5 protein-coding genes are annotated in these 7,428 nt (G+C 65.8%); 2 read left to right on the top strand and 3 right to left on the bottom strand.

Going from position 1 to position 7,428, the window contains the following annotated elements:
* The 3 genes from NUU27_RS24175 to NUU27_RS24185 form a co-directional block, all read right to left on the bottom strand.
* A partial coding sequence (locus NUU27_RS24175; RefSeq protein WP_257764855.1) for a class I tRNA ligase family protein occupies nucleotides 1-1,477 on the bottom strand: 1,477 nt, incomplete at its 3' end.
* A 227-nt stretch (nucleotides 1,478-1,704) separates the two neighbouring features.
* A complete protein-coding gene (locus NUU27_RS24180) occupies nucleotides 1,705-2,703 on the bottom strand; it encodes a bifunctional riboflavin kinase/FAD synthetase (RefSeq protein ID WP_257764856.1) in 999 nt (332 codons plus the stop codon).
* 11 nt (nucleotides 2,704-2,714) lie between these two features.
* Nucleotides 2,715-3,575 carry a TIGR01459 family HAD-type hydrolase gene (locus NUU27_RS24185; RefSeq protein ID WP_374568081.1) on the bottom strand — a complete coding sequence of 287 codons (861 nt, stop codon included), beginning with the start codon at nucleotides 3,573-3,575 and terminating at the stop codon, nucleotides 2,715-2,717.
* A gap of 249 nt (nucleotides 3,576-3,824) precedes the next feature.
* Between NUU27_RS24185 and NUU27_RS24190 the strand changes: the two genes are divergently transcribed.
* Complete coding sequence (locus NUU27_RS24190) at nucleotides 3,825-5,699, top strand: pilus assembly protein (protein ID WP_257764857.1); 1,875 nt, start codon at nucleotides 3,825-3,827, stop codon at nucleotides 5,697-5,699.
* A 90-nt stretch (nucleotides 5,700-5,789) separates the two neighbouring features.
* A complete protein-coding gene (gene hisS, locus NUU27_RS24195; RefSeq protein WP_257764858.1) occupies nucleotides 5,790-7,343 on the top strand; it encodes a histidine--tRNA ligase in 1,554 nt (517 codons plus the stop codon).
* Nucleotides 7,344-7,428 lie beyond the last annotated feature (85 nt).

Below are 7,428 nucleotides of genomic sequence, written 5' to 3' on the forward strand. Positions count from 1 at the left end.
CAATCTCCTTCTCCCCGCTTGCGGGGAGAAGGTGGCCCGAAGGGTCGGATGAGGGGCCGTCGCCGGCAGCGAAACCGCCCAGATCCTTGTCCATATGGACGAACCATTGCGGCGTGTTGCGGAAGATGACTGGCTTCTTGGAACGCCAGGAATGCGGATAGCTGTGCTTCAGCCGCCCGCGCGCGAACAGCATGTTCTTCCCGATCAGCGCCTTGATGACGGCGTCGTTGGCATCGCCCTTCTTGCCCTTGTCGTCGATGACGCGGGCCGGCCCGCCCGCGCGATCGGGGCCTAGGCCCGGCGCGTCCTTGGTGTAATAGCCGGCATCGTCGACGGTGAAGGGGATCGATGGATCGATGCCGCGCGCCTCGAGTTCGGCGCGTGCGTCCATCCAGGCGTCGAAATCCTCGCGGCCATGGCCGGGAGCGGTGTGCACGAAGCCCGTGCCGGCGTCGTCGGTGACGTGGTCGCCGGCGACCAGCGGGACACTGAACTCGTAGCCACCGCCGAGACCCTTGAGAGGATGGGCGCAGACCATCGCGCCGAGTTCGTCAGCCGACACCTCACGCAAAAGCTCGTACTGAAGCTTGGCCTTGGCAAAGGATTCCTCGGCGAGCGCCTTCGCGAAGATGAGTTTCTCGCCGGGTTGCGGGCCGAAATCATTCTCCGCCGCCGTCACTTCGTAGAGGCCGTAGGCGATGCGCGGCGAATAGGAGATGGCGCGGTTGCCGGGGATCGTCCACGGCGTCGTCGTCCAGATGACGACAAAGGCGTCCGGAAGATCGGAGGCGGCCTTGCTCGAAACCGGAAACTTCACCCACACCATGTCGCTCTCATGGTCGTGGTACTCGACCTCGGCCTCGGCGAGCGCCGTGCGCTCGACCACCGACCACATCACCGGCTTCGAGCCGCGATAGAGCTGGCCGGACATGGCGAATTTCAGGAGCTCGCCGGCGATGCGCGCCTCGGCGTGGAAGTTCATCGTCAGATACGGATCGTCGAAATCGCCGACGACGCCGAGCCGCTTGAACTCCTCGGTCTGCACGTTGATCCAGTGCGTCGCGAAGTCGCGGCATTCGCGGCGGAACTCGTTGACCGGAACCTCGTCCTTGTCCTTGCCCTTGGCGCGGTACTGCTCCTCGATCTTCCATTCGATGGGCAGGCCGTGGCAATCCCAGCCGGGCACGTAATTGGAATCATAGCCGCGCATCTGGAAGGAACGGGTGATGACGTCCTTCAGCACCTTGTTCAGTGCGTGGCCGATATGGATGTTGCCGTTGGCATAGGGCGGGCCGTCGTGCAGGACGAATTTCGGCCGCCCCGCCGCATCCTCGCGCAGCAGGCGATAGAGATCCATCTCCTGCCAGCGGGCCACCATTTCGGGCTCCTTCTGCGGCAGGCCGGCGCGCATCGGAAACTCGGTCTGCGGCAGGTAGAGGGTTTTTGAATAGTCGATCTTCTCGGACGTCTCGGTCATTGTCTTGCCGTGAAAGAAGCGAAGCAGCGAAGGGCTTCGCCGATGCCAGTGTCAAAAAGCGGAGGGCGCGCGATCGATGCGCGGAAAAACCCGGACCTTCCGCAGCGCTCAGGCCGCACGGAAGGCCGGGCCAATAATTCGTATGGCAATCGGTGTGAAACCGGCGCTCGTCATCATGGGAAGGGCTTTTAGCCGACGCGCGGCCAAGAATAAAGAGGCGATTGGCCTCACGCCGCCGCGCCCTTAAAGGCGATGCCGAGGTCGAGCGCCGAAAGCGGCCTGACGCCGGACAGCAGCGCCCGCGCCTCCTCCTCGTCGCGCTTCATCTGCGCCACCAGCGGGTCGAGCCCGTCGAACTTGACCTCGCCGCGCAGGAAGCCGAACAGCGACACGGCGCAGGTCTCGCCATAGAGGTCGCCGTCGAAATCGAACAGGAACGTCTCGAGCAGCGGCGCGCCGTCCTCGTCCACCGTCGGCCGGCGGCCGAAGCTTGCGACGCCGTCGTGGAGGCGGCCGTCGGCACGGCGGAACCGCACCGCATAGATGCCGTGGCGCAGTTCCGTCTGCGGCGGCAGGGCCATGTTGGCGGTCGGAAAGCCCAGCGTGCGGCCGAGCTTCTTGCCGCCGGTCACCTCCGCCTCGACGGTGAAGCGATAGCCCAGCAGGCCCGCCGCCTCGGCCACCTCGCCCTCGCCCAGGAGCCCGCGGATGCGGCTCGAGGAAACGACGGCGCCGCCCTCGTCGGAGAAGGCTTCGACGAGCGTGACGCCAAAGCCGTTGGCTCGCCCCGCCTCGGCCAGCGTCGCCGGCGTGCCGCCCCGGTTTCTGCCGTAGTGGAAGTCGAAGCCCGTCACCACATGCGAGATGCCGAGCCCGTCGACCAGCACGGTCTTCACGAAATCCTGCGGCTCCAGGCCGGCGAAGGCGCGCGTGAAGGGATGCTCGACGACCGCCTCGAAGCCGAGCGCCTCGAGCAGCCGCGCCTTCATATGGGCCGGCGTCAGGCGGAACACCGGAACGTCGGGCCGGAACACCTGGCGCGGATGCGGCTCGAAGGTGAGCACCAGCGCCGGCACTCCGTCCCGCGCCGCGATGTCGAGCGCCGGCTGCAGCACCGACTGGTGACCGCGGTGCACGCCGTCGAAATTGCCGATCGCCACCACTCCGCCGCGCAGCGCTGCGGGCAGGCTTTCGATGGCGGGGATGCGACGGATCTCGGACGGCACGCGGAAGGATCCTATCTCAGCCGGGTGATCGCCGCGACGGGCCGGTGCCCGTGCGTCTGAAGGAAGGCGGCAAGCCGTTCGGGATCGGGATTGTCCGCCGCGCCGTATTCGCGCGCATGGATGCCCGCCGTCACGTACAGCACGTCGATGCCGTAGGAATCGGCGCCCTTGACATCGGTCAGGATGCCGTCGCCGATCGCCAGCGCCTCCTCGCGGCCAAGCTCCCGGCCCAGCACCTCGCCGGCCGCCCGGAACGCCGCCTCGTAGATCGGCCGATGCGGCTTGCCGGCGATCAGCGTGCGCCCGCCCAAAAGCCCGTAATCGCGCGCCAGAGCGCCGGCGCACCAGATGTGCCTGTCGCCACGCTCGACCATGATGTCGGGATTGGCGCAGATGAAGGGCAGGTCGCGCATGCGCAGGCGCTGCAGCGTGTCCGCATAATCCTCGGGCGTCTCGGTCTCGTCGTCGAACAGGCCGGTGCAGACGACGCCCGACGCCTCGAAGTCCTCGACCAGTTCCACGTCCAGCCCGTCGAACAGCCCTTCGTCGCGCTCCGGGCCGATGTGGTAGAGGCGGCGCGGCGCGTTGCGGATGAGGTCGCGGGTCACGTCGCCGGACGTCACCACACGGTCCCACGCCTCGCGCGGCACGTCGAGAAGGTCGAGCTGCTCCTCCACCCCCTCGTGCGGGCGCGGCGAATTGGTGATCAGCACCACCGCCTTGCCGGCGGCACGGGCGCGGGCGAGCGCTGCGCAGGCGGCCTCGTACGCCTCGATGCCGTTGTGCACCACGCCCCAGACATCGCACAGCAGCGCGGCATAATTGCCGCTCAGGGCATCCAGCCTGTCGATCATCCGGGGTGCTTCAGGCATGGCGGGCTGCGTCGTCTCGAGCATGATCCATTCCGCGAGAGTGATAGCATGGCCGGGGATTATCGGAAGCGCGGCCGACTGTCACCCGCTTTTATCGTTCCAAATCCGGTGCCTCGCGCGGCACTTTCAATTCGACGGACGCGGTTAACCCGGCGGGAACCACGATCTGCGGTGGGATTCCAGCGGTTACACCCGATTAAGCACTTTTGGCGAGTATCGCCGGCGAATTTGTGAGTTGGGGTGGCAACGATGATCATTACATTCCTGCGCGATCGGCGCGGCAACTTTGCCATGATGACGGCACTCGTCATGGCGCCGATCATGGGCGTTCTGGCCCTGGCGGTCGACTACACGCAGATTTCCCGCCAGCGGCAGATGACGCTGAACGCGCTCGATGCCGCCGGCATCGCCACCGCGCGGCGCATCGCGGAAGGGGCGACCGACGAGGAGGCGAAGGTCTATGCGGAGGACTTCTTTCGCGCCAATCTGCGCGCCGTGAAGCCGGAGAACGCCGTGCTGCACGTCCTGCTGCCGAACGACAATGCGGGCGGCGGCACGCTGAAGCTGACGGCCGACCTGAAATACGCGCCGATCTTCTTCCCGGTGTTCCAGAGCCTGCGCGGGGAGAAGCCCGACGGGCCGCAGAACATCGACTTCCAGGCGCAGAGCGAGATCCGCCTCAAGAACACGCTCGAAGTGGCGCTGGTGCTCGACAATTCGGGCTCAATGGACTTCGTCGGCATCGGATCCACCGAAAAGCGCCTGACCATCCTCAAGAAGGCCGCGAAGGAGCTGGTCAAGACCATCGCCGCCGAAGGCGCGCAGATGAAGCAGATATCGAAGCCGGTCCAGTTCGGGGTCGTGCCCTTCGCCGGCGCGGTGAATGTGGGGCCGCAGAACGCCACCGCGAGCTGGATGGACACGGATGGCCGCTCGCCCGTTCACCACGAGAATTTCGACTGGAGTTCGATGGGTGCGACGGATCCGAACAAGCGCGTGGAGGAGAGCGGCGGCGTCTACTACAAGCGCGGCAGCGGCTGGGGGCCCGAGGAGAACGCCAAGGCCACCCGCTTCTCGCTGTTCGACGCGCTGCGGCGCAAGGACTGCACGCAGCGCGACTGGTACGGCAACTGCAAGAGCTGGAGCTACACCAAGATGCCGGGCTGGGCGGGCTGCGTGGAGATGCGCCCCTACCCCTACAACCTCAACGACGAGGCACCGAATTCGGCCCGGCCGGAGACCTATTTCGTGCCGATGTTCGCCCCGGACGAGACGGACTGGACGAACCCGGCCAAACAGCCGGCGAACAACAACTGGTGGACGGATATCAGCTCCAGCAGCAATTCCGCCGCCCGCCAGGCCTTCATGCCGAAATACTTCGCCGCCTCCGAAACCGCCGCAACGGACGCCGACAAGGGACCGAACGCCGGCTGCACGACCAAGGCGATCACGCCGCTGACCGACGTCGGGGTCGCCGCCGGCCTGTCGAAGATCAACACGGCCATCGACGCGATGGTGGCCAACGGCTCGACCAATGTCACGGAGGGTATCGCCTGGGGCTGGCGCGTCGTCTCCGGCAGCGCCCCCTTCACCGAGGGTCGCGGCGACAAGGAGAAGGGCAACGACAAGGTCGTGATCGTGCTGACCGACGGCGCCAACACCTATTACACTCCAGATAGCGTCATCGCACAGATCTATTCGGGCACCAACTACCGTTACGGCGGCAATGACCTTGCCGGATCGCGGTCGATCTACTCCAACTATGGCTATGCGCGGAACCGCGCCGGCGACAGCCGGATCTTCGAGGGCACCGGCGGCATCAGCAAGAACGATTTCTCCAACGACAACTATTCGTCGGCCATGACCCAGCACATGGTGGCGGCCTGCGAGAACGCCAAGGCAGGCAGGATCATCATGATGACGGTCGCGCTCGACCTGAAGAGCAACAACGCGGCCGAAAGTAAGCAGATCGAGGCGCTGAAGGCCTGCGCCTCGGAATCGCGCACCCGCAAGGGACCGGACGGCAAGCCGGTAAAGCTCTTCTGGAACGCCACCGGCGGCGACCTCGACGACGCCTTCAAGGCCATCGGCGACGAGCTCTCCAACCTGCGCATTGTCGGCTGACCCCAGACTTGCCGCTCGGGTCATGATCGGCTAGGACAGCCGCGCCCCTTTCGGGCGCGGTTTTCTCTTTTCGGCAGGCGGAATTTCGACATGGCAAACAAGGCTGGCAAGGCTGGTAGGACTGGGGCGAGGCTCCCGCGCGGCTTCGTCGACCGCCATCCGGCCGATATCCGCGCCGTCGACGAGATGAACGCCAGGATCCGCGAGGTCTATGAGCGCTACGGCTTCGATCCCATCGAGACGCCGCTCATCGAGTACACCGACGCGCTGGGCAAGTTCCTGCCCGACCAGGACCGGCCCAACGAGGGCGTGTTCTCGCTGCAGGACGACGACGAGCAGTGGCTGTCGCTGCGCTACGACCTGACGGCGCCGCTGGCCCGCCACGTGGCGGAGAACTTCAACGAGATCCAGCTTCCCTACCGCACCTACCGCGCCGGCTGGGTGTTCCGCAACGAGAAGCCCGGCCCCGGCCGCTTCCGCCAGTTCATGCAGTTCGACGCCGACACGGTCGGCGCGCCGGGCGTCGCCGCCGACGCCGAGATGTGCATGATGATGGCCGATGTGATGGAGGCGCTCGGCATCGCGCGCGGCGACTACGTCATCCGCGTCAACAACCGCAAGGTGCTCGACGGCGTGATGGAGGCGATCGGCGTTTCCGACGAGGCGCAGAAGCTCGCCGTTCTGAGGGCGATCGACAAGCTCGACAAGTTCGGCCCCGAAGGCGTGAAGCTCCTGCTCGGCGAAGGGCGCTGGGACGGCGGCAGGGAAGGTGAAGGAGACTTCACGAAGGGCGCCGGGCTGGACGAGGAGCAAACAGAGAAAATCGTCACTGTTGTAGCACCAAATATCGGAGACATTGCCAGCGACTCCAGCGGAGATCGCCAAAGAGCATATCTCGGTCGCCTCAATAACATAATCGGGGATTCTGCCCTTGGCAGGACTGGGCTCGACGAACTTTCTAAGATTATGCAAATTATCATAAACTGCGGCTATGCTGTTTCCTCACCGAGAATAGTGATCGACCCCTCCGTCGTGCGCGGCCTCGAATATTACACCGGCCCCGTCTTCGAGGCCGAGCTGCTGGCCGAGATCCCCAACGAGAAAGGCGAGATCGTCCGCTTCGGCTCGGTCGGCGGCGGCGGGCGCTATGACGGGCTCGTCTCGCGCTTCCGCGGCCAGCCGGTGCCGGCGACGGGCTTCTCGATCGGCGTCTCGCGGCTCGCCACGGCGCTGAAGAACCTCGGCAAGCTCGGCCAGGACGCCGTGCTGCCGCCGGTGCTCGTTACCGTCATGGACGGCGACGGCGAGGCGATGGCGAAGTATCAGAAATTCACCCAGGCGCTGCGCCAGGCCGGCATCCGCGCCGAGATGTATCAGGGCAACTGGAAGAAGTTCGGCAACCAGCTCAAATATGCGGACCGGCGCGGCAGCCCCCTCGCAATCATTCAAGGCGCCGACGAGCGCGCCAATGGCGAGGTGCAGATCAAGGACCTGATCGAGGGCAAGCGGCTTTCCGGCGAGATCGTGAGCAACGAGGAATGGCGCGAGGCGCGCGTGGCGCAGTTCTCGGTCAAGGAAGACGAGATCGTCGAGGCGGTGAGGAAGGTGCTCGCGGCACAGCGGCGCGAGCGCGAGGGCGCGTGATGGTGTCCGGTCCGGACAATCAGGCAGCCCCGGCGCTGCCCCTCACCCTTACCCTCTCCCCGCAAGCGGGGAGAGGGAGGCGTCG

This window comes from Nitratireductor sp. ZSWI3 (genome assembly GCF_024655565.1).
Classification (GTDB): domain Bacteria; phylum Pseudomonadota; class Alphaproteobacteria; order Rhizobiales; family Rhizobiaceae; genus Nitratireductor.

Excerpts from the sequence above, each read along its gene's own strand:
- NUU27_RS24185 (WP_374568081.1), bottom strand. The coding sequence starts at position 3,575 with ATGCCTGAAGCACCCCGGATGATCGACAGGCTGGATGCCCTGAGCGGC.
- hisS (WP_257764858.1), top strand. The coding sequence starts at position 5,790 with ATGGCAAACAAGGCTGGCAAGGCTGGTAGGACTGGGGCGAGGCTCCCG.
- NUU27_RS24190 (WP_257764857.1), top strand. The coding sequence starts at position 3,825 with ATGATCATTACATTCCTGCGCGATCGGCGCGGCAACTTTGCCATGATG.